Source organism: Jannaschia donghaensis (assembly GCF_001403795.1).
In the GTDB taxonomy this organism is placed as follows: domain Bacteria; phylum Pseudomonadota; class Alphaproteobacteria; order Rhodobacterales; family Rhodobacteraceae; genus Jannaschia; species Jannaschia donghaensis.
This window is the reverse complement of record NZ_CXSU01000005.1, coordinates 97,094-122,916: the sequence shown is the minus strand read 5'-3', so window position 1 is coordinate 122,916 and position 25,823 is coordinate 97,094. Positions and strand designations below refer to the sequence as shown.

Annotated in this window: 27 protein-coding genes; 17 read left to right on the top strand and 10 right to left on the bottom strand. The window is 64.3% G+C overall.

The annotated features are described in order from the left end of the window. The 3 genes from JDO7802_RS01090 to JDO7802_RS01080 form a co-directional block, all read right to left on the bottom strand. Positions 1-287 (bottom strand): TRAP transporter small permease (locus JDO7802_RS01090; RefSeq protein WP_144430508.1); only part of this gene is annotated, 287 nt, incomplete at its 3' end. A gap of 75 nt (positions 288-362) precedes the next feature. Next, a complete protein-coding gene (locus tag JDO7802_RS01085) occupies positions 363-1,124 on the bottom strand; it encodes a DeoR/GlpR family DNA-binding transcription regulator (RefSeq protein ID WP_055081849.1) in 762 nt (253 codons plus the stop codon). 317 nt (positions 1,125-1,441) lie between these two features. Then, positions 1,442-2,332: a LysR family transcriptional regulator gene (locus tag JDO7802_RS01080; RefSeq protein ID WP_055082932.1), complete on the bottom strand. Its 891-nt coding sequence runs from the start codon at positions 2,330-2,332 to the stop codon at positions 1,442-1,444. A gap of 103 nt (positions 2,333-2,435) precedes the next feature. On the opposite strand from JDO7802_RS01080, the gene JDO7802_RS01075 reads away from it, so the two are divergent. The 6 genes from JDO7802_RS01075 (at position 2,436) to JDO7802_RS01050 (ending at position 7,432) form a co-directional block, all read left to right on the top strand. Continuing rightward, positions 2,436-2,933, top strand: a complete 498-nt coding sequence (locus JDO7802_RS01075) for a lactoylglutathione lyase family protein (RefSeq protein ID WP_055081848.1) — start codon at positions 2,436-2,438, stop codon at positions 2,931-2,933. 90 nt (positions 2,934-3,023) lie between these two features. Further along, a complete protein-coding gene (curA, locus tag JDO7802_RS01070; protein ID WP_055081847.1) occupies positions 3,024-4,055 on the top strand; it encodes an NADPH-dependent curcumin/dihydrocurcumin reductase in 1,032 nt (343 codons plus the stop codon). Between the two features lie 25 nt (positions 4,056-4,080). Continuing rightward, entirely contained in the window at positions 4,081-4,755 is a 675-nt protein-coding gene (locus JDO7802_RS01065; protein ID WP_055081846.1) for a type 1 glutamine amidotransferase domain-containing protein, read from the top strand. A 64-nt stretch (positions 4,756-4,819) separates the two neighbouring features. Further along, entirely contained in the window at positions 4,820-6,196 is a 1,377-nt protein-coding gene (locus JDO7802_RS01060) for an NAD-dependent succinate-semialdehyde dehydrogenase (RefSeq protein WP_055081845.1), read from the top strand. Then, on the top strand, positions 6,193-6,807 hold the full coding sequence (locus JDO7802_RS01055) for a glutathione S-transferase family protein (RefSeq protein ID WP_055081844.1): 615 nt from the start codon (positions 6,193-6,195) through the stop codon (positions 6,805-6,807). Before JDO7802_RS01060 ends, JDO7802_RS01055 begins: the two co-directional genes overlap by 4 nt. Positions 6,808-6,835: 28 nt before the next feature. Further along, the gene (locus JDO7802_RS01050; RefSeq protein WP_055082930.1) at positions 6,836-7,432 is read left to right on the top strand and encodes an SDR family oxidoreductase; all 597 of its coding nucleotides are present in this window, start codon (positions 6,836-6,838) and stop codon (positions 7,430-7,432) included. Between the two features lie 391 nt (positions 7,433-7,823). Here JDO7802_RS01050 and JDO7802_RS01045 read toward each other — a convergent pair whose 3' ends face one another. Both JDO7802_RS01045 and JDO7802_RS01040 read right to left on the bottom strand, forming a co-directional pair. Continuing rightward, positions 7,824-8,879, bottom strand: a complete 1,056-nt coding sequence (locus JDO7802_RS01045) for an ABC transporter ATP-binding protein (protein ID WP_055081843.1) — start codon at positions 8,877-8,879, stop codon at positions 7,824-7,826. Positions 8,880-8,883: 4 nt separating this feature from the next. Beyond that, the gene (locus tag JDO7802_RS01040) at positions 8,884-9,690 is read right to left on the bottom strand and encodes an IclR family transcriptional regulator (protein ID WP_055081842.1); all 807 of its coding nucleotides are present in this window, start codon (positions 9,688-9,690) and stop codon (positions 8,884-8,886) included. A 119-nt stretch (positions 9,691-9,809) separates the two neighbouring features. Here JDO7802_RS01040 and JDO7802_RS01035 point away from each other — a divergent pair, with 119 nt between their 5' ends. From JDO7802_RS01035 to JDO7802_RS00980, 11 genes are all read left to right on the top strand, one after another. Beyond that, a complete protein-coding gene (locus JDO7802_RS01035; protein ID WP_055081841.1) occupies positions 9,810-11,087 on the top strand; it encodes an ABC transporter substrate-binding protein in 1,278 nt (425 codons plus the stop codon). Between the two features lie 108 nt (positions 11,088-11,195). Then, positions 11,196-11,645 carry a hypothetical protein gene (locus JDO7802_RS01030; RefSeq protein WP_055081840.1) on the top strand — a complete coding sequence of 150 codons (450 nt, stop codon included), beginning with the start codon at positions 11,196-11,198 and terminating at the stop codon, positions 11,643-11,645. A 10-nt stretch (positions 11,646-11,655) separates the two neighbouring features. Continuing rightward, a complete protein-coding gene (locus tag JDO7802_RS01025; RefSeq protein WP_055081839.1) occupies positions 11,656-12,603 on the top strand; it encodes a carbohydrate ABC transporter permease in 948 nt (315 codons plus the stop codon). 445 nt (positions 12,604-13,048) lie between these two features. Then, positions 13,049-13,393 carry an MmcQ/YjbR family DNA-binding protein gene (locus JDO7802_RS01015; RefSeq protein WP_055081837.1) on the top strand — a complete coding sequence of 115 codons (345 nt, stop codon included), beginning with the start codon at positions 13,049-13,051 and terminating at the stop codon, positions 13,391-13,393. Beyond that, complete coding sequence (locus tag JDO7802_RS01010; protein WP_055081836.1) at positions 13,393-14,241, top strand: carbohydrate ABC transporter permease; 849 nt, start codon at positions 13,393-13,395, stop codon at positions 14,239-14,241. The genes JDO7802_RS01015 and JDO7802_RS01010 overlap by 1 nt, the downstream gene beginning before the upstream one ends. A 24-nt stretch (positions 14,242-14,265) precedes the next feature. Continuing rightward, complete coding sequence (locus JDO7802_RS01005) at positions 14,266-16,395, top strand: alpha-galactosidase (protein ID WP_055081835.1); 2,130 nt, start codon at positions 14,266-14,268, stop codon at positions 16,393-16,395. A 123-nt stretch (positions 16,396-16,518) separates the two neighbouring features. Next, positions 16,519-17,289 (top strand): SDR family NAD(P)-dependent oxidoreductase, encoded by a 771-nt coding sequence (locus tag JDO7802_RS01000; RefSeq protein WP_055081834.1) that lies wholly within the window; start codon positions 16,519-16,521, stop codon positions 17,287-17,289. A 1-nt stretch (position 17,290) separates the two neighbouring features. After that, the gene (locus tag JDO7802_RS00995; RefSeq protein WP_055081833.1) at positions 17,291-18,169 is read left to right on the top strand and encodes a 2-dehydro-3-deoxygalactonokinase; all 879 of its coding nucleotides are present in this window, start codon (positions 17,291-17,293) and stop codon (positions 18,167-18,169) included. Further along, complete coding sequence (locus tag JDO7802_RS00990) at positions 18,170-18,790, top strand: 2-dehydro-3-deoxy-6-phosphogalactonate aldolase (RefSeq protein WP_055081832.1); 621 nt, start codon at positions 18,170-18,172, stop codon at positions 18,788-18,790. It abuts the gene before it with no gap. Beyond that, positions 18,787-19,650, top strand: a complete 864-nt coding sequence (locus JDO7802_RS00985; protein WP_055081831.1) for an SMP-30/gluconolactonase/LRE family protein — start codon at positions 18,787-18,789, stop codon at positions 19,648-19,650. The genes JDO7802_RS00990 and JDO7802_RS00985 overlap by 4 nt, the downstream gene beginning before the upstream one ends. Next, entirely contained in the window at positions 19,647-21,542 is a 1,896-nt protein-coding gene (locus JDO7802_RS00980; protein WP_055081830.1) for a beta-galactosidase, read from the top strand. The genes JDO7802_RS00985 and JDO7802_RS00980 overlap by 4 nt, the downstream gene beginning before the upstream one ends. Here JDO7802_RS00980 and JDO7802_RS00975 read toward each other — a convergent pair. The 5 genes from JDO7802_RS00975 to JDO7802_RS00955 all read right to left on the bottom strand — a co-directional run bounded on the left by JDO7802_RS00975 (position 21,526) and on the right by JDO7802_RS00955 (position 25,804). Then, positions 21,526-22,503: a type I glyceraldehyde-3-phosphate dehydrogenase gene (locus JDO7802_RS00975; RefSeq protein ID WP_055082928.1), complete on the bottom strand. Its 978-nt coding sequence runs from the start codon at positions 22,501-22,503 to the stop codon at positions 21,526-21,528. The two genes, JDO7802_RS00980 and JDO7802_RS00975, sit on opposite strands and share 17 nt — an antisense overlap. Before the next feature lie 64 nt (positions 22,504-22,567). Continuing rightward, positions 22,568-22,918: an H-type lectin domain-containing protein gene (locus tag JDO7802_RS00970; protein WP_055081829.1), complete on the bottom strand. Its 351-nt coding sequence runs from the start codon at positions 22,916-22,918 to the stop codon at positions 22,568-22,570. A 139-nt stretch (positions 22,919-23,057) separates the two neighbouring features. Next, positions 23,058-23,462: a F0F1 ATP synthase subunit epsilon gene (locus tag JDO7802_RS00965; RefSeq protein WP_055081828.1), complete on the bottom strand. Its 405-nt coding sequence runs from the start codon at positions 23,460-23,462 to the stop codon at positions 23,058-23,060. 3 nt (positions 23,463-23,465) lie between these two features. Continuing rightward, on the bottom strand, positions 23,466-24,890 hold the full coding sequence (atpD, locus tag JDO7802_RS00960) for a F0F1 ATP synthase subunit beta (protein ID WP_055081827.1): 1,425 nt from the start codon (positions 24,888-24,890) through the stop codon (positions 23,466-23,468). Between the two features lie 44 nt (positions 24,891-24,934). Then, complete coding sequence (locus JDO7802_RS00955) at positions 24,935-25,804, bottom strand: F0F1 ATP synthase subunit gamma (RefSeq protein WP_055081826.1); 870 nt, start codon at positions 25,802-25,804, stop codon at positions 24,935-24,937. Positions 25,805-25,823: the final 19 nt, after the last annotated feature.

Genomic DNA, 25,823 nt, shown 5'->3' with positions numbered 1-25,823 from the left:
AGGGCACCACCCACCGCCTTGGGCAGAAGCAACTGCACCATGTCGATCGCCACGAACCCGCCCCGCCGCAGGGCCGTCGGGGCCACCACCATCAGCCAGAGCATCAGGAAACGCGCCGCCTCCTCGGGCCAGGGCAACGGGTTCGACAGGACATAGCGCCAGAAGACTTGGATCAGGATGAAGATGACCATGATAGCCATGCACACCACGCCGACCCAACGACCGACCGCCAGCACACCGGCGTTCGCGGCACCCAGATACCTGAGAAGGTTCAGCAGCAGCGGCATCCGTCTCCCCCCTCCTCCCAAAGGCGCGTTATTTTCGATTTCGTGCCAATCGAAAGCTCCTGTCAACAGCAGACTCTACCCGTCGGCCAGAATCAACTCTACGTCGTGGGTCCGGCACAGCCCCGCGACCCAGTCGGGCGGGGCGGCTTCGGTCACAAGGGTGTGAATGTCGCCCAAATGGCCCAGACGGACCGGCGCGGCGCGGCCGAATTTCGCGCAATCAAGCGCCAGGATGATATGGCGTGCATGGGCCACCATCGCGCGGCAGACCTGAACCCCGGCCAGATCGTAGTCCAGAAGCGCGCCGTCCTCGGCCAATGCGGCGGCCCCGATCAGGGCGAAATCGACGCGGAACTGGCGGATATAATCCACCGCTTCGGCCCCCATGATCGCGCCGTCGCTGCGCCGCACGGCCCCGCCCGGCACGACGACCTCCAGCCCCGGAAAACCGCGGATTTCGGCCGCCAGATCGACGTTGTCGGTGATGACGCGCAGATGATGGTGGCCCGCCAGATGCCGCGCGACCTGCGCCGTCGTGGTGCCCGCATTCAGGAACATCGTGCAGGTCTGCGGGATGCGGGCGCTGACCGCGGCGGCGATGGCGCGCTTGGCCGCGACGGCCGTCGTCTCGCGCTGGGCGGGCGCGGTGTATTCGATGCCGCCGACCAACGTGGCCCCGCCGTGAAACCGCACGATGTGATGCAATTGCTCCAGCGCCTGCAGGTCCTTGCGGATGGTCTGCGGCGTCGTGGCGAAGTCGGCGGCGAGATCATCGACACGCACCCGTTGCTGCGTCTCGACACGCGCAAGGATCTTCTGCTGACGGCTGGTAAGCACCGAATCCTCCTGTCCGCTTGCCTGAGAGGGAGTAAAAAACGAAAGAAACGAACCTGACAAGCCCGAGGACCCACGCAAAACGAACGTATCATCCACGGGCGATCTGCATGGCACGCGGCGCGGATTTGAAGGAATGACACGTCACCTGGGGCCAGAAGTGCCTGCGCTGAGAAACGTCGGATGTGCAGAACAAAGCGTGCTTTTGCTGCGTTTACACCACCCCCCCCTTTCATCTTCTCGTTCCAGCCCGCAGCGCCGATGCCGCGACGTGATTTTTCCAGAACCTGACGCCGAAGCAGTCGTGGTGGGTTCGATCGTCAGCCGAGATGTCGTGCGATGCCACTGACGATGCCTGCGATGCGCGCGACCCGGGCGGAAAGCTCGGGCCCTTTGCGATGGATCGACCACAATTCATGGTGGCAACGATGGGGAAGGGTCGCGACGGTCAGCAGATCGCGCCTTGGAAAGGCTTCGATCCCGCTGCGGGGCAAGAGTGTGTATCCGATGCCGTCTGCGACGGGTGCCGGGATCTGGCCGATCTGGTTCACAAAGGTCCGGACGCGCAACCGATCCGCGCCGGTGAATGTCTTGGGAAAATTCAGGGACAGAAGCTCGTTGGCGTAGGCATAGCCATCCGGATGCGCGACGAACCCGCGATTTTCGAGGGTTTCGAATGTCGGCGGCTGTCCGACCGCATCGGCAGGCAGGATCAGGCACAATTCCTCCCGTCCGATCAACCGGGCGCCAAGACGCGGGTGTCCAGGGTCCTGCCCGACGACACCAAGATCGAAGCGCCCGTCCAGAACGCCTGAGAGAACGCTGTCTTGCGGCGCCGCCTCCAGATGGATCGTCAGCCGCGGTGCATCCTGCATGATCGCCAGAACGCGCGGATAAAGAAGCTGGGCGAAACTGCCTGAGCACGCGATCCGCACCTCGCCGATATCGGGGTCGTCGGTGGCGATCGCTGCCCGCAGGTGCCGCTCTTGCGACCGGCGCGCATGGCCCAGATCCCGCACCGCCTCGCCCGCCGGCGTCAGGGCAAAGCTCTTGCCCTCTTGCGCGATCAGCCTTTGCCCGACTTGCCGCTCCAACTTGCGAAGGTGCTGCGAAACGCCCGGCTGCGTCATGGTCAGCCGCTCCGCAGTGCGGGTGAAGTGCCCGGTTTCGGCCAGGGTTACGAAAGTGTCGAGCCACGTCGCATTCAGCATCATATCATTACGTTTCGTTTTCCAAACGATTGCAGACGATAATTTCACGAAACAGGGCGGCGCGTCTATCTGTCTTTCAGGCAAACTTGAAAAGGATACGGCAATGACCACGACGCCACGCACGTTCTCCCATATCGGCATCTCTGTCCCCGACCTGGACGCGGCCGTGAAGTTCTATGCCGAGGTCATGGGCTTCTACGTCTTGATGGAGCCCAGCGAAGTGACCGAGGACGACAGCGCCATAGGTGTGATGTGTACCGACGTCTTCGGCCCCGGCTGGGATCGGCTGCGGATCGCGCATCTGTCCACCGCTGATGGGGTCGGATTCGAGCTGTTCGAATTCAAGGGCAGCGAAGAACCCGACGATAACTTCGCCTATCGCCGCCACGGCACGTTCCACTTCGCGGTGCAGGACCCGAACCTTGAGGAGTTGTTGGAAAAGATCCTTGCCGCTGGCGGTAAGCAGCGCATGCCCGTCCGCGAATACTTCCCCGGCGAAAAGCCATTCCGGATGGTGTATGTCGAGGATCCGTTCGGCGTCGTCTTCGAACTCTACAGCCACAGCTACGAGCTTACCTATTCCGCCGGTGCCTATTCCTGAGCGCAGCGCACATGACTGGGCGTGACCGGCTGGACCTTTGCCCCGCCGGCCGCGTTCTCAACCAGACCCCATGTTTCAAGGAAGATAGCCATGACCCCATCGCGCACCGAGAACCGCAAATTCGTCCTCGCAGAACGCCCCCACGGAGAGCCTGACGCCGACACCCTGCGTCTCGACACGTCCGACGTGCCGCAGGCCGGCAAGGGCGAAATGCTGTTGCAGAACGAATACCTGTCGCTCGACCCCTACATGCGCGGCAGGATGAGCGATGCGCCGTCCTATGCCGACCCGGTCGCCTTGGGTGAGGTCATGATCGGGGGAACGGTCGCCCGTGTGATCACGTCAGATGTCGATGGGTTCGCGGAAGGCGACTGGGTGCAGGCCTTTGGCGGCTGGCAGGACTACGCCGTGTCGGACGGATCGGGCGTCATCAACATGGGGCAAAACCCCGATAATCCGTCATGGGCCTTGGGCGTTCTGGGCATGCCCGGACTGACCGCATGGGCCGGCCTGACGCAGATCGGACAGCCCAAGTCTGGTGAAACGATCGTCGTCGCCGGGGCCAGCGGTCCCGTCGGCGCCACGGTCGGGCAGATCGGCAAGATACTGGGCTGCCGCGTCGTCGGCATCGCCGGTGGCGATGAGAAATGCGCCCATGTGGTGGACACGCTGGGCTTCGATGCGTGCGTTGACTACAAGGCAGACGGTTTTCCCGACGCGTTGAAGGACGCGACGCCCAAGGGGATCGACGTCTATTGGGAGAACGTGGGCGGCGCGGTCTTCGACGCCGTCATGCCGCTCCTGAACCCGTTGGCGCGCATCCCGGTCTGCGGTCTCATCTCACAATACAACGCCACGTCCCTGCCGGACGGTCCGGACCGCCTGGGCCTTTTGATGGGAACGATCCTGAGAAAGCGGATGACCCTGCGCGGGTTCATCGTTTTCGACGATTTCGGGCATCTCTACCCCGAATTCGCCAACCAGATGGGGGAGTGGGTCCGCGACGGCAGCATCCAGTACCGCGAAGAAATGATCGCGGGCCTGGAACAGGCCCCGGAAGCGTTCGTTGGTCTGTTAAGAGGCGACGCTTTCGGCAAACGCGTCGTCAAACTCAACGACTGAACTCTGATTTCGAAGGAACATTTCCATGAAGATACTGATGGTTCTCACGTCCCACGACCAACTGGGCGACACTGGCAATAAGACCGGCTTCTGGCTGGAGGAGTTTGCCGCCCCCTACTACGTCTTCAAGGATGCTGGCGCAGAAATCACGCTGGCCTCGCCCAAGGGCGGTCAGCCGCCGCTCGATCCATCCAGCGATACCGATGACGCCCAGACGGACGCGACGCGGCGGTTCAAGAGCGACGACGCGGCCCAGAAAGACCTCGCGAATACCGCCAAACTGTCGGACGTCTCGGCGGATGGCTTCGATGCAATCTTCTATCCGGGCGGCCACGGACCATTGTGGGATCTGGCCGAGGACGCGGACAGCAGGTCCCTGATCGAGACTTTCGCATCCAGCGACCGCCCCGTGGGCGCGGTCTGCCATGCGCCCGCAGTCTTTCGCCATACGCAAGGCGCCGACGGCAAGCCCCTCGTGTCTGGGAAGACCGTTACGGGCTTCACCAACACCGAAGAAGAGGGCGTCGGCCTGACCGACGTCGTGCCATTCCTGATCGAGGATATGCTGAAGTCGAACGGGGGCGACTACAAAAAGGGCGACGACTGGGCGTCCTTCGTGGTGACGGACGGAAAACTCGTGACAGGCCAGAACCCGGCCTCCTCGGAAGATGCGGCCAAGAAACTTCTGATGCTGATCTAATCCGGTGTCTGGCCGGTGGAATGTTCGCCGGCCCGACCGTTTTCCCTTATTTCGAGGATCCACCATGTCCACACTCACCACGACCAACCCTGCGACGGGCGAGCCTATCGAGACCTATCCGCTGATGTCCAAGCAGGAGGCGACCGCCAAGCTGGAGGCCGCACACGCCGCGTTTTTGGAATGGCGTCTCCTGTCCCACGCGGACCGCGCGCCCTATCTGACGAAAATCGCGCAAAAACTGCGCGACAATGCGGACGATCTGGCCGCCCTGATGACGCAGGAAACCGGCAAGTTATTGAAGGACGGCAAGCAAGAGGTCGAAATCTGCGCCGCGATTTTCGACTACACCGCCAAGACGGGCCCGGACGCATTGGCTGACGAGGAACGCACACACGGCCAGAACGGGGCGCGCGGCGTCGTCAGCTATCAGCCGCTTGGGGTGATCTACTCGATCCAGCCGTGGAACTTTCCGCTGTATCAGCCCGTCCGCGTGCTGGCGGCAAACCTGATGACGGGCAATGGCTGCGTGCTCAAACACGCCAGCATCTGCACCGGCACCGGCCTGCGCCTGCGCGAGCTGTGCATCGAAGCCGGTCTGCCCGAGGATCTGTTTCAGGTCATCCTGATCGACCACGACATCAGCGACAACCTGATCGCCCACCCCCTCGTGCGTGGCGTGACCCTGACCGGCAGCGACGGGGCCGGTCGTCACGTCGGGGCCGTGGCCGCCAAGGCGCTCAAGAAGACAGTGCTGGAACTGGGATCGAACGACGCCTACCTCGTGCTGGAGGATGCCGACATCGAGACGGCCGTCAAATTCTCGGTCATGGGGCGGCTCTATAATAACGGAGAGACCTGCGTCGCGGCCAAGCGCTTCATCGTGGCGGACAAGGTCTATGACGCCTTCGTGTCGACCTTCGTCGATCAGATGAAAGCGATCACCATGGGCGATCCCACCGACGAGAACAGCCAGCTTGGTCCGCTGTCGAGCAAGGATCAGTTCGACACGGTCAAGGGTCAGGTCGACGACAGCGTCGCCAAAGGCGCCAAAGCGCTGTGCGGCGGAACGGCCCCAGATCGCACCGGGGCCTACTATCCCGCCACGGTCCTGGTGGACGTCGCCCCCGGCATGCCCGCCTATGACGACGAGATCTTCGGTCCCGTCGCCGCCGTCATCCGTGCCAAAGACGACCAAGACGCCATGCGGATCGCCAACGACAGCCGCTATGGCTTGGGCGGCGGTATCTTCTGCAAGGACGAAGACCGCGCGCTGAAGCTGGCCCGCGATCATTTCGACACCGGCATGATCCGCATAAACTCCTTCGGGGCTGCCGATCCGAACATGCCGTTCGGCGGGGTCAAGGACTCGGGCTATGGCCGCGAACACGGAGGATTTGGCATGAAGGAGTTCGTCAATGTGAAGGCGATCTTCTTGCCATGATCACGCTTCACGCCCTGCAATACTCCCGCGCCACCCGTGTCCTGTGGCTGCTGGCCGATCTGGGTCAGCCCTGCAATCGGATCGACTATGACCGGACGGACGCCTTTCGCGCGCCGGCTGAATTGTCGAAGGTTCACCCCTTGGGCAAGTCTCCGGTGATCGAGGACGACGGCGAGATGATCGCCGAGTCCGCCACGATCCTGCGCTATCTGGCGGCCAAGTTCGGGGACGACACCCACACGCCGCCCCACGGCACGGCGGAGTTCTGGCGGCACGAGGCGCTGTTCGACTATGTCGAGGCATCTTTCGCCGAAGTCGCAGTGCGTGCGATCATGCCCGCGTTCCGAGGCGAACCGGTGCCCGATGACGCGAAAGCGGCGCTCGACACCCACCTTGCATATATCGGAGCGTGCATCGAAGACGGGCCGCTGCTGTTCGGCAAAGACCCGATGCTGGCGGACATCCAGATCTCTTACATCATCGCGTTGCTGGCGCGTCTGGAGCTGTTGGCCGACCACCCCAAGGTCCTGGCCTATTGGGACGCGTTGCGCGAACAGCCCGGCTACATCGCTGCGACCCGGGCGGCGGGCCCGATGGCACCACCCTCCTGAATTTCAACAAAAGGACTCCCTTATGCCCATGAATATCCTGATCGCCGGTGCCACCGGCAAGACCGGCCTGTTTCTGACCCAGACCCTGCTGGATCAAGGCCACAACGTAACGGCACTTGTCCGCGAAAGCTCTGATACATCGACCCTGCCCGAAGGCACGGACCTGCGGCAGGGCGATCTGACAGACCTGCAGCCGGGCGTTTGCGACGGCGCCGACGTGGTGATCTTTGCCGCAGGATCAGGCGGATCGACGGGACCCGAGATGACCGACAAGGTGGATCGCAACGGCGCGATGCGGCTGGTCGATCTGGCGAAGGACGCCGGCGTTGAACGCTTCGTGATGCTCAGTTCCATCGGCGCCGATCAATCCGACCCGTCGGGCGATCTGGCGCATTACCTCAAGGCAAAGCATGACGCCGACGAACATCTCATGGCGTCCGGCCTGACCTATGCCATCCTGCGGCCCGTCGCGCTGACCGATGACGGTCGCAGCGACGATGTCACCCTTGGCGACGAGGTCGATCCGTCCGCAAAGGCCAGCCGCGCCGACGTAGCCGCCGTGCTGGCAGAGGCCGCAACGACCGGCAAGCACGACGGGCGAGCGTTGAACATGCAATCGGCCTAAGAAACGAAGGTGCCCGGCAGAATTTCGTTGGACACCAATCTTTGAAACTCGAAGGGGCATCGCCGCGCAGCGTCGCGCCAAGAGTGCCGTTTTACGCTTCGAGTTTGACTGAACCGCCCGGGACGGTTTGATGAATATCTCAGCACAGAGGTTTCATCCCAACCCGGCCGAGTTGAACGGCCTTGCCGTTGTATTGGCGCGCGATCGCCGGTTTCGACACGCCCGGCGGTGCGAGCCTGGACCCCGCCGAAACATTCGCGGTCGCCTGGAGGTCTGAGGCCAGCCCGTCGCCCCTCCCGCCGCATCGGTCATTGTCGGATCAAAACGAACCTCCACGCCTTCCGGTATCTGACCCCGCGCCCCGCCCCCGAAGGGACGCGACCATCGACATTCAGCGGATACGCGCCTCGCTCTGGGCGTCGAAGACAAGGATGCGCGACGGGTCGATCGTCAGGCCGATGCGGTCGCCCTCGTCGGACCGGATGTCGCCGCGCTCCTCCACCACGATCTTCTCGCCGGTGTCGGCCGTCAGATAGGCATAGCTGACACCGCCCAGCGCTTCGGTCAGATCGACGCTCAGCGTGTCGCCCGGACCGACCTCAAGATGCTCGGGTCGCATCCCGATCACGACGTCGGTGCCGTCGGACGGCAGCGTCACGGCGGGCGTGACAGACGTTGCAAGTGCCGGCACCTCCACTGCGCCACCCCGCACGGTCCCCTTGAGGAAGTTCATCGACGGCGACCCGATGAAACCCGCGACGAACCGATTGTCGGGGTCGCGGTACAACTCCAGCGGTGCGCCGACCTGCTCGATCCGGCCGGCGCGCAGGACGACGATCTTGTCGGCCATCGTCATCGCCTCGACCTGATCGTGGGTCACGTAAATCATCGTCGCGCCGATTTCCTTGTGCAGGCGCGCGATCTCCACCCGCATCTCGACGCGCAGTTCGGCATCCAGGTTCGACAGCGGCTCATCGAACAGAAACACCTCCGGGCCTCGAACAATGGCCCGCCCGATGGCGACCCGTTGCCGCTGCCCCCCCGACAGCGCGGCGGGTTTGCGTTTCAAATAATCGTCCAGCTTCAGGATCCGCGACGCCTCGGCCACCTTGGACGCGATCTCTTGCTTGGGGTGGCCGTTCATCTTCAGGCCGAAGCCCATGTTTTCCCCGACGGTCATATGCGGGTAGAGCGCGTAGGTCTGGAACACCATCGCCACGCCGCGCTGCGACGGGTCTTCGCGCGTCACGTCGCGGGTGCCGATTTCCACCTTGCCCTCGGTCGTCTCCTCCAGCCCCGCGATCATCCGCAACAGGGTGGACTTGCCGCACCCCGATGGTCCGACGAAGACGCAGAATTCGCCCTCCTGAACCGTCAGATCGACGCCATGCATCACCTGCACGTCGCCGTAGCGTTTGACGACTTTCGTTAACTCGACGCCTGCCATCGGATCATCCTTCCCGTTGGTCGGGGAAGCGCCAGTCGCGCATGTCCCCGGCAATTCGTTCCACCGCCTGCCGCATGTGCGGCAGGTGACGCTCCATTTCGGCAAGCGTCCCGCGCTCCGCCTGCGACGTGACCGATATCGCGCCCAGCACCTGACCCGTGATCGACAGGATCGGCAGGGCGATGCAATGGATCCCCGGCTCGTGCTCCTCCCGGTCCAGCGCGAATCCCGCGGCGCGGATCGCCGCCAACTCCGTCCCCATCGCCGCCGCATCCGGGATCGTCGTGTCGGTGAATCGGTGCCAGCTCTGCTGGCCCAACACACCCTCCAGAATATCCGCCGGCAACCACGCCATCATCGCCTTGCCGACCCCGGTGCAATAGGCCGGGCCGACCTTGCCCGCGTCCGAGAACATTCGCACCGGGCGCGCCGCGTTGCGTTTGTCGACATAAAGAACCTGCCCGCCGTCCAACTGCGCCAGATGCACCGTTTCGCCGACCTGCGCGCTCAGCGCGTCAAGATGCGTGCGCGCGATCGGGGCCAGGCTGGACTGGGCCCAGGCCGCATGGGCCATGCGCACCAGGCGCATGCCGGGCGCATATGTCCCCCGGTCGGAATCGTAGCGCAGCATCCCCTGCGACGTCAGCGTCTGGATCAGACGGTACAGCGTCGCCTTGGGAAACGGCGATGTCTCCAGCAATTCGGAAAACCGCACCGGGCGCGCAAAGGCGGCCACGCGGTCCAGAACCTCCAGCGCCTTGCCCACGGTGCCATCGGCCCCGTCGCGTGCGGTGTCGCGTTGGACGTTCAAACGAGCCTCCCAGTCTCAATCCGATGTTGACAGCCTAGACAGAAGGTCGCATCGTTTTCAATATAAGAAACTTGGTTTCATTTATTGGAACCATCAGGACGCAATTCTGGGAGGAACTCATGCGATCCATTCTGACGGCTCTTGCCGCTTCCACCATCATGACCGGTGCCGCCTTTGCGGATGCGCACGCCCTGTCGGGCGACATGCGGATCGTGTCCGACATGTCCAACCCCGCCCCCCGCGCGGTGATGGAAGGCCTGGTCGCCGACTTCGGCGAAATGCATCCCGACCTGAACATCGAGCTGGAGATCGTCGACCGCGACGGCTGGAAAGGTCAGATCCGCAACGCCCTGTCGTCGAACCCGCCCGACGTGATCAACTGGTACGCCGCCAACCGCATGATGCCCTTCGTCAACGCCGGCCTGTTCGAAGACGTCTCGGACCTGTGGGACGAGATCGAGGGGCTGGACTCGGTCAAGGGCGCGCTGACCATCGACGACAAGCAGTGGGGCGTGCCCTACACCTACTACAATTGGGGCCTCTACTACCGCGAGGATATCTTTGCCGAGCTGGGGATCGAAGAGCCCGAAACCTTCGAGCAGGAGATGGCGAATTGCCAGGTCATCCTGGATTCGGGTCGCAAGTGCTATGCCATCGGGACGAAGTTCCTTTGGACCGCCGGTGGCTGGTTCGATTACATGAACATGCGCACCAACGGCTTCGATTTCCACATGGAGCTGGCCCGCGGCGAAGTCGAATGGACCGATGACCGCGTCCGCGAAACCTTCGCCAACTGGCGCAAACTGATCGATATGGGCGCCTATATCGACGACCATCAGAACTACTCCTGGCAAGAGGCGCTGCCCTTCGTCGCCAACGGGGAGGCGACGCATTACCTGATCGGCAACTTCGCCGTCGCCCCAATGCGCGATGCGGGCCTGACGGACGAGCAGATCGATTTCTACCAGTTCCCGGCGATCAACCCCGATGTCGAAATGGGCGAAGACGCCCCAATCGACACCTTTCACATCCCGGCCGGGGCCGAGAACAAGGACGCCGCGCGCGAATTCCTCAAGTTCGTGACCGGGGCCGACGTGCAGACCGCGATCAACGGACCGGAGGTCAAGGACGGCGATACGGTGACGAAGCCGGGCCTGGGTCAATTGCCCGTCAACGCCGCCTCCGCGGTCGAGGACGACGAGTTCCTGAACCAGGGCTTCGAGATGCTGACCGAGAACGCCACGGGCGGCATCGCCCAGTTCTTCGACCGGGACTTCCCGGCCGAGATGGCCGCCGCCGGCATGGAAGGCCTGCAGGAGTTCATGGTGTTCCCCGACAACCTCGACGACATCCTGCAACGCCTGGAGCAGACCCGTCAGCGCGTCTACGCTGAATAACGTCCCGACCCCGCCCTCCCTCGGGGGGCGGGGTCATCCCCACTGGGCCCCGACCCATCCGCAAGGCCACGCGCCTTTCGCATGTGCCGGACCGAAAGGACCATTCCCATGCCACGTGCCGCCATCGTTCTGTGTGCCGTTCTGCTTGCATCCCCCGTCGCGGCACAGGACGTGACCGGGGCCTGCACCGACGGATCGCTCTGGTGGGCCACGGGCGACGCGGCGGGCCTTGGCCCCTGCGACACGCCCGAGGACGGGGTCTTCCGCATCGTCTGTTCCGACGGCACGCCCGCTTTGACCGTCGTCAGCCCCTATCCCATCGCCGAAGCGCAGCGCGGCACCGTGGACCGGACCGTCGACGGCACGACCTGGCGGTTGGAGGGGCGCGGCACCCCGATGGCGCGAACGGGGGACATGGGCCTGGCCGACGCGCCCCTGCCAAGCGATGCCCGCGCGGCGCTTGCCGGCGGCATCGCCGCACGCCTCGATATGCCGACCCAGACACGACCCTTTCACCTGACCGGGTCGGGCGCGGCCCTTGCCGCCCTGCCCTGCTGAGGAGACGCCGATGACCACCGCCCCCGCCGTCCCGACCACCCATGCCGCCCAGCCCCGTCGCGGCTGGTACCGCCGCAACGAGATCGCGATCACGCCCTGGCTGTTCCTGGCCCCCGGCATCCTGTTCTTCGCGGCCTATGTCATCATCCCGATCTTCCAATCCTTCCAGGTCAGCTTCTACGCCTGGGACGGTCTGGGCGATCTGGCCGACACCGGCACATTCATCGGCATGGGCAACTACCGCGAACTTGCAGGCGACCGGAATTTCGAGATCAGCTTCTGGAACAACATCAAATGGCTGGTCCTCTATCTGCTGGCGATCCCGATGGGTCTGTTCATCGCGCTGTTCCTGAACCAGACGGTTACCGGCATCCGGCTCTACAAGTCGCTGTTCTTCTTTCCCTTCGTCATCTCCCAGGTCGTCGTGGGTCTGGTGTTCAGCTGGTTCTACCTGCCGTCCGAAGGCCTCTTGAACACGGTCATCGGGCTGGTGGGCTTGGGGCCGATCAACATCCTGGGCGATCCGACCTATGCCACCTACGGCATCATCGCCGCGGGCCTGTGGCCGCAGACGGCGTATTGCATGATCCTTTACCTCACCGGCCTCAACGCGGTGGACCCCGAGCAGATCGAGGCCGCGCGTCTGGACGGCGCGAAGGGCTGGAAGATGCTGTGGTACATCATCATCCCGCAGCTGAAACCGGCGACCTTCATCGCCTTCGTCGTCACCATCATCGGCGCGCTGCGGTCCTTCGACCTCATCTCGATCATGACGAACGGCGGCCCCTTCGGCCAGACCCGCGTGCTGTCGTTCTACATGTACGAAAAGGCGCTGGCCGAATTCGGCTTCCGCATGGGCTACGGCGCGTCCATCGCGGTCGTCCTGTTCATGATCATGCTGATCTTCATCGCCTACTTCCTGTGGAGCATGTGGCGCGACGAGAGGGCGGCGCGGTGATGCCAGTCGTTCCGATCCTGTCCGTCGTCCTTGCCGTCAGTCTCCCTGCTGTTGCATCCGCGGAGCAAGTCCTGCGAGATATTTCCGCTCCGATCTCGATTGAGGATGAGAATATTCAAGAACGATGCCAGGGCCTATTCGACGGGCTCGAGTCTGCCAGACAGTATCATCTGGTTAGCACGCTGTCGGACACCAACCCTGATCCTCTTTCAATGTGGCGGAGGAAGGAACAACCGCCAAGGCGTTGGCTCATTGTGGAGTTCCCGACAAGCGATGGATCGCGTAGGATAATGCGCGACTACTCGGAGGGATCTGCGCGAACTTACACGCAGGCCTTCCGCGATAAGACGCTCCGTTTTGCCGACGTAGAAGCCGATGTCCTGACGTGCATTGAGATGGTCGACCGCCTTCCGACGCAGCCACCCCATCCGTTGAGGCGGCGTCAATGACCCGCGCCGACGTCGATACCCTCTGCGCAGCACTCCCCGGCGCGACCCCCACCGGGCCGGGCGAGCTCGACAGCTGGAAGCTGGCTGGCCGGATGTTCGCCTGCATGGCGGGCCGTGACAGCTGCGGGGCGGAGGACGGCGTGTCGGTCAAATGTCCGGACGTGGAGACGGCGGCGATGCTGATCGACGCGGGGGCCGCAAACAAGGCCAAATACTTCCACCGCTCCTGGGTGCGCCTGCCCTATGCCACCACCGACGTCGCGGAAGCCGCGCACCGCATCCGCGTCAGCTACGACACCATCCGCGCCAGCCTGCCCAAAGCCACCCGCGAGGCCATCTGATGTTCCCCACCCCCATCGAGAAATCGTCCCGCGCCTGGCAGATCGGCTATCAGACCCTGCTGCCCCTCGCCTTGATCGCCTGGCTGCTGCCGCTGATCGCGGTGATGATCTTCTCCATCAAACCCGACAGCGATTTCACCACCGGCAACTACTGGGGCGTCCCCGGCTCGTTCGAGATGTTCAACAACTACGGCAAGGTCTTTTTCGAATCCGACATGCCCCGCTACCTGTGGAACTCCCTGCTCATCACCGTGCCCACCGTTATCGGCACCGTGGCGCTGTCGTGCATGACGGGCTTCGCGCTAGGCATCTACCGGTTCAAGGGCAACCTGCTGATCTTCTTCATGTTCATCGCGGGCAACTTCGTACCCTTCCAGATCCTGATGGTGCCGGTGCGCGATTTCACGCTGGACCTCGGGCTCTACGATACGAAAAGGGGCCTGATCCTGTTCCACATCGCGTTCCAGACCGGGTTCTGCACCCTCTTCATGCGCAATTTCATCCGCGCGCTGCCCTTCCCCCTGATCGAGGCGGCGCGGGTCGAAGGCGTCGCCGAATGGCGCATCTTCTGGTACGTCGTCATGCCGTTGATGAAGCCCGCGATCGCCGCGCTGTCGGTGTTGATCTTCACCTTCATCTGGAACGACTACTTCTGGGCCATCGTCCTGACCCAAGGGCCCGACAGCCAGCCGGTCACCGCCGGAATCACCTCGTTCAACTCCGAATACCGCGCCGCCTATCACCTGATGAGCGCGGGCAGCATCGTCGCCGCCTTGCCGCCCGTGGCGATGTTCTTCCTGATGCAGAAACACTTCATCGCCGGCCTCACCCTGGGCGCCGTCAAGTAATCCCTCTCGATCCCGGATCCGCAGATGACCCAGACCTCCGACGCCGGTGCGCCCGTCCGCACCTGGCGCATCGACGACCACGATCCGGCCAATGGCGCACGTCAGACGATGGTCTTCGCGGCCACCGGCGATTGCCTGCCGCAGGTCGTCTATTGGGGCGCGCCCCTGCCACTGGACGAAGACCTGCGCGTCGTGGCGCGCGCCGCGGCGATCGACGTCACCGGCGGAATGCTCGACGCGAACCCCGACCTCAGCCTCTGTCCCGAAGCCGCGCGTAGCTTTCCGGGCCAGCCCGGCCTGATCCTGCGCGACCATGACGGCACGCCCCTGCTGCCAAAATTCGCCTATCGCAGCGACGTGCAGACCGACGGCACCCTCGACTTGGTCTACGGTGACGCCGACAACGGCCTGACCCTCACCTTCCGCTTCACCCGCGACATCGAAACCCGGATCATCACCGCCAAGACGGTGCTGGAGGCGACACGCCCCGTGCACCTGCATTGGCTGGCCGGCCCAGTCCTGCCCGCGCCGCAGCAATCGTCCGACATGATCGACGTTTCGGGCCGCTGGTGCGGGGAGTTTCAGCTCAACCGCACCGCGTGGTCGCCAGGCATCCGCTACCGCGAAAACCGCACGGGCCGGACGGGGCACGAACATTTCCCCGGCCTGCTGATCCCCTGTTTCGGCGCGACCAACACGCAAGGGGAGGTGTACGGCTTCCACTACGGCTGGTCCGGTGGCCACAAGATGATCGCCGAGGAACTGCCCGACGGGCGCCGTCAGATCCAATGGGGCCACGCCGCCCGGATGGAAACGAACGCCGCCACAATGTTCGAGAGTGCGACGCTCTACGTCACCTATTCCCAGACCGGCTTGAACGGTTGCGCCGCGTCGTTCCAACGGCATCTGCGCGACCGCATCGTCACCTGGCCCCGCCCCGCCACACCCCGCCCCGTACATTACAATTGTTGGGAGGCGGTGTACTTCGACCACAAGCTGCCGGTCCTCCACGACATCGCCAGCCGCGCCGCGAAACTGGGCGCCGAACGCTTCGTTCTGGACGACGGCTGGTTCGGCAATCGCGATGACGACACCCGGTCCCTGTCGGATTGGGAGGTGGACCCGCGCAAATATCCCGAAGGTCTGGGCCCCTTGATCGACCATGTCCACGGCGAGGGGATGACCTTCGGCATCTGGTTCGAGCCCGAGATGATCAACCCGGATTCCGACCTGCACCGCGCGCACCCGGACTGGACCCTGGGCGCGATGGATCAGACGCTGGGCCGTCAGCAGAAGGCGCTGAACATGGCGCTGCCGGACGTGCGGAATTTCATCTACGAGCGTATGGCCAACATCCTGTCGCGCCACGCCATCGACTACGTCAAATGGGATCACAACCGCGTCCTGCCGATGCCCGACGCCGACCAGACGCGTGGATCATACGCCCTGATCGACCGGCTGCGCGCCGACTTCCCGCAGGTGGAAATCGAAAGCTGCGCCTCCGGCGGTGGCCGTATCGACTTCGGCATCATGAAACGCACCCAGCGCGTCTGGCTGTCGGACAGCAACGATGCGCTGGAACGCCTGCGCATCCAGCACGACGCCGCCCTGTTCCTGCCGATGGCCGTCTCGGGCAGCCACGTCGGCCCGCGCCGATGCCATACGTCGGGGCGCGTTTTCGACATCTCTTTCCGCGCATGGGTCGCCGCCCAACGGCACATGGGGTTCGAGATGGACCCCCGCGAACTCGACGACCGGGAAACGGCCGTCCTGACCGAGGTGACGGCCTGGTGGAAACGCAACCGCGCCTGGATGATGGACGCCGACATCCTGCGCCTCGACAGCAGCGATCCGGCCATCCTGGCCGAACAGCAGATGCCCCGCGACGGGCACCGCTTCGTCGTCTTCGCGGGCAAGGCGGCCACTTCCGCCCAAATCGCCCCGCGCCCCCTGCGCCTGACGGCGCTTGATCCGGAGGCCCGCTACCGGATCGAACTGATCAATCGCCAGACGGCCCCCGCCCTGTCGCGCGGATCGCCGATCCTCAAGGACGGCGCGATCGAAGTATCCGGTGCCTGGCTGATGCATCACGGGATCACCCTGCCGTGGAATTTCCCGGACACGATGTGGGTGATCGAGGGCCATCGGCTTTGATCCGGGTCCGTGCGATTCGCGGCCAAAATGCCACGGCCAAGCGCTGCGTCCGGAAATCGTGTCGGACGTATATCACCCACAGATCACCCATAGATCACCCCTGAAATTTCCCAAGGTTCCGACATGACACAGACGGCCACCTATCCCGACCTTTCCGGCGCGTCGGTCTTCATCACCGGCGGCGGCTCCGGCATCGGGGCCAGCCTGACCGAAGGCTTCCTGCGCCAGGGGGCACGCGTCGCGTTCATCGGTCGCTCCGACGCGTCGCATTTCGTAGAGGAAATGACCCAAACCACGGGAAACACACCGCTTTTCATCCAGGGCGACATCACGGATGTGCACAGCCTGCGGGCCGCGATGGAGGCCGCCGCAGACGCCCACGGCCCCATCACCCGGCTGGTCAACAACGCCGCCAACGACAAACGCCACGCCACCCTCGACGTGGACGAGGCGTTTTGGGACTGGTCCGTCGCCATCAACCTCAAGGCCTATTTCTTCGCCTGCCAACATGCCATTCGCGGCATGAAATCAGTCGGTTACGGTCACATCGTCAACTTCTCGTCCATCAGCTACATGATGGGCAACGCAGGCTACGCCATCTACACATCCTCCAACGCCGGCATCACGGGAATGACCCGCTCCCTGGCCCGCGAATTCGGCCCTGACCGCATCCGCGTCAATGCCCTTGCGCCCGGCTGGGTGCTGACCCCCAAGCAGTTGGAATTATGGGCAGATCCCGTGTCCCTGCAGGCCCACCTCGACCGCGCCTGCCTCAAGGATCATCTGACACCAGCGGACATTGTGAACCCCACCCTTTTCTTGTCGTCCGACGCGTCGCGGATGATGACGGGGCAGGTTATGGCCGTCGACGGCGGAGTCGTGGTAACCGGCTGACATGACACACTGGATCGCAGTCGACTGGGGCACCACCGCCCTGCGCATCACCCGGATGGACGGCATACGTCCGGTCGACACGCGGCAGAACGACAAGGGTATGAACGCCCTGTCCCACGACGATTTCGAGCGTGTTTTCATCGACTTGGCGGGCGACTGGATCGACGGTCCGACCGACGTTCTGGCCTGCGGCATGGTCGGCGCGCGACAGGGCTGGGCCGAAGCGGCCTACCGCACCGTTCCCTGTGCGGCGGCCGGTGGCGAGTTGACCCACGCCCCGACGAAAGACCCCCGCCTGAACGTCTCCATCGTGCCGGGTGTCCGTCAGTTGAAACCCCATCCCGACGTCATGCGCGGCGAGGAGACGCAGATCGCCGGCATCCTGGCCCGCCAGCCCGATTTCGACGGCGTCGCCTGCCTGCCCGGAACGCATACCAAGTGGGCGCATCTGTCCGCCGGGGAAATCGTGAGTTTCCGCACCGTTATGACCGGAGAGCTGTTTGCCGACCTTACGGGTCGGTCGGTCTTGCGCCACTCGCTTGCCGGGGACGGCTGGGACGAGGAGGCTTTCGTGGCGGCGGTGTCCGACGCCCTGTCACGCCCCGAGATCCTGACCGCCCGTCTGTTCGAACTGCGCGCCGCCGATCTTCTGCATGGGCAGGACGCTGCCACGGGCCGCGCGATCCTGTCCGGGCTCTTGATCGGGGCCGAACTTGCCGCCACCAAACCCTGGTGGCTGGGCCGCGACGCCATCATCACCGGATCATCCAAGACCACTCACGCCTATGCCACGGCCCTGAAATCACAGGGCCTTTCCCCCACCCTCCTGCCCGCCGACGAGATGACGCTTGCCGGCCTGGCCGCCCTGAGAGACGCTTGAATGACCCGTCCCCTGATCGCCATCCTGCGCGGCATTACGCCCCCCGACGCCATTCCCGCCTGCGCCACCTTGATCCATGCCGGGATCACGACGGTGGAGGTGCCGTTGAATTCGCCCGAGCCGCTGACCTCCATCGCCGCCATGGCGGACGCGCACGGCGATCAGGGGCTGATCGGGGCGGGAACGGTCCTGTCGGTGGCCGAGGTGCAGTCGGTGGCGGATGCGGGCGGCCGGTTGATCGTGTCGCCCAACGCCGACCCCGATGTGATTAGGGCGACCCGCGATCTGGGGCTGGAAAGTTGGCCGGGTGTCTTCACCCCGACCGAAGCCTTCGCCGCGCTTCAGGCCGGGGCCACGGGGCTGAAGCTGTTTCCCGGAAACATGGCGGGCCCCTCGGGGCTCAGGGCGATGCGGGCGATCCTGCCCAAGGGCACGCTGGTCTATGCCGTTGGCGGCGCGGGGCCGGACAATTTCGCGGCATGGCTGGATGCCGGGGCCGACGGCTTCGGGCTGGGCACGGCGGTCTATGTTCCCGGTCTGCCGATCGAGGAGATCGCCGCGCGCGCCCACCGGATCGTTGCCGCCTATGATGCGGCCACGGGGACCGGGGTGATGGTATGACCCCGGCACGCGTTTTCGACGACCGCGTCTGTACCCTTGGCGAAGCGCCCCTTTGGCATCCCGAGCGGGAACAGCTGTTCTGGTTCGACATCACCGGTCAGCGTCTCTTATCGCGAACGGGTGACGACCTGCTGGAATGGACCTTCGAGGAAATGGTCAGCGCCGCTGGATGGATCGACCGAAACACGCTGATGATCGCGGGGGCCAGCGGGCTCTGGCAGTTCGATATCGAAACCGGCGCGCGGGAGATCATCGTGGGGCTGGAGGCGGACAAACCGGGCAATCGATCGAACGACGGGCGGGCCGACCCCGTCGGTGGCTTCTGGATCAGCACCATGGGGCGGGAGGGCGAAGAGAACGCGGGCGCGATCTACCGCTATTTCCGGGGCGAAGTCCGCCAGATCTATCGCGATATGACGATCCCGAATTCCATCTGCTTCTCGCCCGACGGGGACACGGCCTATTTCGCCGATACCGCCAAGGGCGCCATTTGGAAGCAACATATAGACCGTGCCGGATGGCCGTCCGGCAAGCCCGAGATGTTCGCCGATTTCTCGGGCGTCGGACTTAACCCGGACGGTGCGGTCTGCGATGCCAAGGGCAACCTCTGGATCGCGCAGTGGGGCGCGTGGCGCGTGGCCTGCCACGGCCCCGACGGGCGGTTTCGCATGGCTTTGCCGACCGGGGCCGCCCACACCAGCTGTCCGGTGTTCGGCGGGCCGAAACTGGACCGGATGTTCGTGACGTCGGCCACCGAAGACATCGACACGCCGGGCGAAGGACACCATGCCAACGCCGGGCGAACCTGGATCGCGGACATGCCTGTCAGGGGCATTCCGGAACGCAAGGTCGTGCTTTGAAGCGCACGCTGGGCACCTGCTACTATCCCGAACACTGGCCCGAAGCGCAGTGGCCCGAAGACGCACGCCGCATGGCCGATCTGGGACTGACGTGGGTGCGGATCGGCGAATTCGCCTGGTCCCTGCTGGAGCCGGCACCGGGGCGGTACGACTGGGACTGGCTGGACCGCGCCATCGACGTGCTGACCGGGGCGGGCCTGTCGGTGGTTCTAGGCACGCCGTCGGCCACGCCGCCGCGTTGGATTCTGGACCGGTTTCCCGACATGCTGGCCCATGACGCGGAGGGGCGGCCGCGCAAATTCGGATCGCGCCGCCACTACGACTTCGCACACGCGGGATATCGTGACGCAGCGGCCCGGATGGCCGGGCTGATGGCGGAACGCTACGGCGACCGGATCGCCGCCTGGCAGACGGACAATGAATACGGCTGCCACGACACGACCGTCAGCTGGTCACCGGTCGCCCAAGACGCCTTCCGCATCTGGTTGAAGGACAAGTACGGAACCATCACGAACCTGAACGATGCCTGGGGCAATATCTTTTGGTCGATGACCTACGACGACTTCGGGCAGATCGGCCTGCCGAACCTTACCGTGACGGAACCGAACCCGAGCCATGCGCTGGCCTTTCGTCGGTTCGCGTCCGACATGGTCGTCGACTGGAACGCGGCGCAGGTCGCGGCCATTCGCGCCCATTCCGACGCGCCGATTTCGCACAATTACATGGGCCGGGTGACGGATTTCGATCATTATGCGGTCGCGCGGCAGATGGAGATCGCGACATGGGACAGCTATCCCATGGGCTTCCTTCTGGACCGGGTGCCAGGTGGCGACAAAGCCGCATATCTGCGCCAGGGCGATCCTGATTTTCAGGCCTTCCATCACGATCTCTACCGCGCTTGCGGTGCGGGACGCTGGTGGGTGATGGAGCAGCAGCCGGGCCCGGTGAACTGGGCCCCTTGGAACCCCGCACCGTTGCCCGGAATGGTTCGCCTGTGGTCCTGGGAAGCCTTTGCTCACGGGGCAGAGGCCGTCTGCTGGTTCCGTTGGCGGCAGTTTCCACAGGCGCAGGAGCAACAGCATGCGGGCCTTCTGCGCCCCGACAGCAGCGAGGCGGCGGGATTTGCCGAAGCCGCGCAGGTTGCCGCCGAACTGCGCGATGCCCCCGACGTCGCTGCGGTGCAGGCCCCGGTCGCGTTGATCTTCGACTATGCGTCCCAATGGGCGTGGGAGGTGCAGCCGCAGGGCGTAGGCTTCGACCATTTTGCCCTGTGCTTCGATCTGTACCGCGCCTTGCGATCACTTGGCCTGTCGGTCGACATCCTGCCACCGGATACCGCGTCGCTGGGCGGTTATGCGTTCACATTGGTGCCCGGCTTGCTCTCGCTGACCGATCCGCTGCGCGCGGCGATCGAAGCGGCGGACGGCCTCGTTCTGACCGGACCGCGCACCGATCTGAAGACATCGGAACTGAGCATTCCCACACCAATGGGCCCGAACTTGCCGGGATTGGCCGCGACGTCCGTGATGGAGGAAACTTTTCCGCCGGAGGCCCCGCGCGGCCTGCCGGCGGGGGGCGGCATCGACCTGTGGCTTGAGCATATTGAAACGACGGCCGAGGTGGTGGAGCGCACGACCGATGGCGCGCCTGTCCTGCTGCGACACGGCAAACGCGCGCATCTGGCGGGCTGGCCCGACAAGATGGCGGCCCGGCGCATCATCGGGGCGCTGGCGCGGGACGCGGGCCTGACGACGGTCGACTTGCCCGAAGGCCTGCGCATCCGCGACACGGGCACGGAGCGGTTCGTCTTCAACTACGCCAGCCATCCGCTCGACTATGATGGTAAAACGCTGGATCCGGCAGGAATCCTGCGCCTCAGCCTGCCATCCTGAGGCCAAGGTCCAGCATCCGGTTCGCAAACCCCCATTCGTTGTCGTACCAACCAAAGACCCGGATCATGCCTCCCCCGCTGACCCGCGTTTCGGCACTCGCGTGGATATAGCTTTCGGGCCGCGCGCGCAGATCGGAACTGACGAGGGGGGCGTCTTCCACGCCGATCACACCGCCGGCCTTGCGCAAAGCGGCATTCACCTCCTCGGCGGTGGCGGGGTGCGTTGGCATGAACGACAGATCGACGGCGGACACGCTGGCAACGGGAACGCGGACCGACTGGCAGGGCACGCGCCCGGCCAGATGCGGCAGCACCTGATCCACCAGCTTCCCCGCGCTGGTCGTCGTGGGCACCATCGACAGCGCCGCCGCCCGGCTGCGCGCCAATGGCCCACCCAAAGCCATATCAACCGTCGGTTGGCTACCGGTGTAGCAATGGATCGTCGTCATCGACCCCGTCTGCACGCCGAACGCCGCGTCCAGAACGGCCAGCAACGGGGCGACCGCGTTCGTCGTGCAGCTGGCGTTGGAGACGATTCGGTGCGCGCCGTTCAGCGTGGCATCGTTCGCCCCCAGCACGATCGTGGCGTCTGCCACCGCAGACGGACCTGACATCAGGACCTTTGATGCGCCTGCCAGCAGTCCACGCTCCACCTCAGGTCGGGTGTCGGCGTGGCCGGTGCATTCCATCACAAGGTCCACACCGCCCAGCGACAGCGTACGCAGGTCTGGCGTGCGGTGGAACGGTATGGCGCGACCGTCGATAAGCAGGGTGTCTTCACTCGCCTCCACGGTTCCGGGCCACGGGCCGAAGACGCTGTCGTATTTGAACAGATAAGCGCAGGTTTCAAGCGGCGCGATATCGTTGATGCCCACCACCTCGATCCCCGCCCCGGCACCGGCCAGATGCGCCCGCAGGATGGAGCGTCCGATCCGTCCGAAGCCGTTGATGAATGTCTTCATGGATCCCTCGCCTTCGCCGTCGTTGTGATCGGGGGACGCGGGCGATGTCAAAGGAACAAATGTCTCAATACACGTCCCATTGGTCTTCGCCCCGAACTTCGCCGATAGCGGTCCAGTCCGCGCGCACGCGGGCCACGCGCGTGTCGCCCCAGGTTCGGAAGATCAGGTCGAAGCCGGTCGTGGTCACGTTGCCGTGGCTAAGATCGGCGCGCTGGTTGGACCCTTCGTCCATGTCGAACATCGCTAGTCCAGTCAGGATCGCGGGGGCCGACAGAAAGGCTTCGTCGAAATCCACGCGTTTGCGGGCTTGGCGCGGTCCGGTACCTTCCCACATATCGCCGCCGGTCTCGAAGTCCGAAAACATGACGGAACTTCCCTGCTGAATCCCGATCAGATGGTTTGACAGTCTCAGCATGTCGTCCGGTTCAGATTTGCGGCTCGTCTCCGCTACAGGCAAACGGTCAATGCGGTCAATTCGGTTCCCGAAGAGAAGAAAAGCCCCGGCGTTTCGGCCGGGGCTTTCAAATGTTCAAAACCTATCAAGCCGATCCAGGTCAGAGATTGGCCTGGTTCGAATTCAGACCGATGTGGTCGCCAACAGCGACCATGTCGGCCAGAAGCTTCACCGCAGCGTCTACGCCGTCTTCGGACGCATCGTCGCGGGCGGTGGCCGCTTGGGTTACCCAGTCATCGAAGACGTCCTGCGTGACGTCGGATACCGCAAGTGCACGCTCGGCCAGAACGGTGACGCCCGCGCCGATCTCGGCGAAGCCGCCGGTCACGGCAAAGGATTTCTCGCCCGATGCCGTTTCGATCGTCAGGATGCCGGGACGCAACGACGTGATCGTCGGCGCGTGATCGGCCATGGCGGTCAGATCCCCGTCGGCGCCGGGGATGCGGACAGCATTGACCTCTTCAGAGGCCAGCCGCCGCTCGGGGGAGACGAGTTCGAACTGCATGGTTTACGCAGCCTCCGCGGCCATACGCTCGGCCTTGGCTTTCACGTCGTCGATACCGCCGACCATATAGAAGGCACCTTCGGGCAGGTGATCGTATTCACCCGCAACGACCGCCTTGAACGACGCGACGGTGTCGGCCAGCGGCACCTGGATGCCGTCGGACCCGGTGAAGACCTTGGCCACGTCGAAGGGCTGCGACAGGAAACGCTCGATCTTGCGGGCGCGCGTCACGGCCAGTTTGTCGTCTTCCGACAGCTCGTCCATGCCCAGAATGGCGATGATGTCCTGCAACGACTTGTAGCGCTGAAGCACGCCCTGCACATCGCGGGCGACCTTATAGTGCTCCTCGCCGATGATGGCCGGGTCCATCAGGCGCGAGGTGGAGCCCAGCGGGTCCACGGCCGGATAGATGCCCTTTTCCGAAATGGCACGGTCCAGAACGGTCGTGGCATCGAGGTGGGCAAACGAAGTCGCCGGCGCGGGGTCGGTCAGGTCGTCGGCGGGCACGTAGACGGCCTGCACCGAGGTGATTGAGCCAGCGCGGGTGGAGGCGATCCGCTCCTGCATGGCCCCCATGTCGGTGGCAAGCGTCGGCTGGTAGCCCACGGCAGAAGGAATACGTCCCAGTAGGGCCGACACTTCGGAGCCGGCCTGCGTGAACCGGAAGATGTTGTCGACGAAGAACAGAACGTCGGAGCCGGATTCGTCGCGGAATTGCTCGGCCAGCGTGAGGCCGGAGAGTGCGACGCGCATCCGCGCGCCCGGAGGCTCGTTCATCTGGCCGTAGACCAGCGCGATCTTGGATTTCTCCAGATCGTCGGGGACGATAACGCCGGATTCGATCATCTCGTGGTAAAGATCGTTCCCCTCACGCGTTCGTTCGCCAACGCCGGCGAACACGGACAGGCCCGAGTGCACCTTGGCGATGTTGTTGATCAATTCCATGATCAGAACCGTCTTGCCCACGCCGGCACCGCCGAACAGGCCGATCTTACCGCCCTTGGTGTAGGGGGCCATCAGGTCGATGACCTTGATGCCGGTGACCAGGATCTCGGTCTCGGTCGACTGCTCGGCGAAGCTGGGGGCTTCGCCGTGGATGGCGCGGGTTTCATCGGTGTTGACCGGTCCCTTTTCGTCGACGGCATCGCCGGTGACGTTCATGATCCGGCCCAGGGTCGCGGTGCCCACGGGCACACGGATCTGGTCGCCCGTGTCAGTCACGTCCTGACCGCGGACCAGGCCTTCGGTCGCGTCCATCGCGATGGTGCGAACGGTATTCTCGCCCAAGTGCTGCGCGACTTCCAGGACCAGGTCCTTGCCGTCGTTCGGGGTCGTCAAGGCGTTCAGGATCTGCGGCAGGTCGCCTGTGAACTGAACGTCCACGACGGCGCCGATGACCTGGGTGATTTTTCCGACTGCGTTTGCCATGTCGTATGTCTCCGGTTTCTCTGGTGCCGAGGCACCGGCCAATGTCAGAGCGCTTCCGCGCCCGAAATGATTTCGATCAGCTCGCTGGTGATGACGGCCTGGCGGGATCGGTTGTATTCGATCGTCAGGTCTTCGATCATCTCGCCCGCGTTGCGGGTCGCGTTGTCCATCGCCGACATCCGCGCGCCTTGCTCGGACGCCCCGTTTTCCAGCAGGGCTGCGAAGATCTGCGTGGCAACGCCGCGCGGCAGCAGATCGGCCAGGATGGCCTCCTCGCTGGGCTCGTAGTCATAGAGGGTCGAAACTTCCGCGTCCGCATCGAACTCGGCCGGGATGATCTGCTGCGCGGTCGGCGTCTGGCTGATGACGGACTTGAACTCGGCATAGAAAATCGTCGCCACGTCGAACTCGCCCGTGTCGAAGCGCTTGAGAATATCTGCCGCGATACCCGCCGCGTCGGCGTAACCGACACGCTTCACCTCCGTCAGATCGACGTGACCGACGTTATACTGACCGTATTCCCGCTTGAGCGACTCGCGCCCCTTCTTGCCAACAGTGATGATCTTCACTGTCTTGCCCTCACCCAGCAGCTTGTCCGCACGGATCTTGGCCAGCTTGGCGATGTTGGCGTTGAAGCCACCGCACAGGCCACGCTCGGATGTCATCACGATCAGCAGATGCGTCTGGTCCGATCCCGTGCCCGAAAGCAATCGGGGCGCGGTGTCCGACCCGCCGACGGAGGATGCAAGCCCCGCCAGAACGGCGTTGAACCGTTCCGTGTAGGGCCGCGACGCCTCGGCCGCGTCTTGGGCACGGCGGAGCTTGGCCGCCGCGACCATCTGCATGGCCTTCGTGATCTTGCGCGTGGATTTCACGCTCGCGATCCGATTTTTCAGGTCCTTCAGGTTGGGCATTCGGTCTCTCCCGTCAGAC